We start from the raw sequence: 562 nt of genomic DNA, 5'->3' as shown, positions 1-562 counted from the left end.
CCGTGGTCTTGACCTTGCCGATCATGTGCACGGCCACGCTCTTGCTGGCGCCGATCTGCGCCATCCACTCGCGCAGGGCCGAGATCGCGATCTCGCGGCCGATGATGATGAGCGCCACAAACACGTCGGCACGTTGCAGGTGCACCAGCACCAGGAGCGACGCACACACCAGAAACTTGTCGGCCACCGGGTCCAGAAAAGCCCCGAAGGACGAGGTCTGGTTGAGCTTGCGGGCCAGGTAGCCGTCCAGCCAGTCGGTGGCCGCGAACACCACGAACATCACGGTGGCGATGAGATTGCGCGTGGCCGGGTCCAGCGGTGCGTAGAACACCCCCACGATCAAAGGTATCGCGACGATGCGCGTCCAGGTCATCAAGGTGGGGATAGTCCAGAACATGGCGGCGATTGTGTCACGGCGCGGCCGTGGAACGGCACATGGGGCTTATCTCAATGCCTTGTAAATTTCTTCTGCCAATTCATGCGAGATGCCATCCACGGTGGCCAGGTCCTCCACGCTCGCGGATGCCACACCACGCACCCCGCCAAAACGTTGCAACAGTCG

General features: G+C 62.3%; 1 pseudogene. It reads right to left on the bottom strand.

Annotated features, from left to right (window positions below):
* Nucleotides 1-337 (bottom strand): annotated as a pseudogene (gene pgsA / locus DBR23_RS31430) (CDP-diacylglycerol--glycerol-3-phosphate 3-phosphatidyltransferase); the annotation flags it as partial.
* Between the last annotated feature and the right edge of the window lie 225 nt (nucleotides 338-562).

Source organism: Acidovorax sp. HMWF018 (assembly GCF_003061035.1).
GTDB classification, from domain to species: Bacteria; Pseudomonadota; Gammaproteobacteria; order Burkholderiales; family Burkholderiaceae_C; genus Acidovorax; species Acidovorax delafieldii.
The sequence above is the reverse complement of the archived record's forward strand: the minus strand, read 5'-3'. Positions and strand labels throughout refer to the sequence as shown.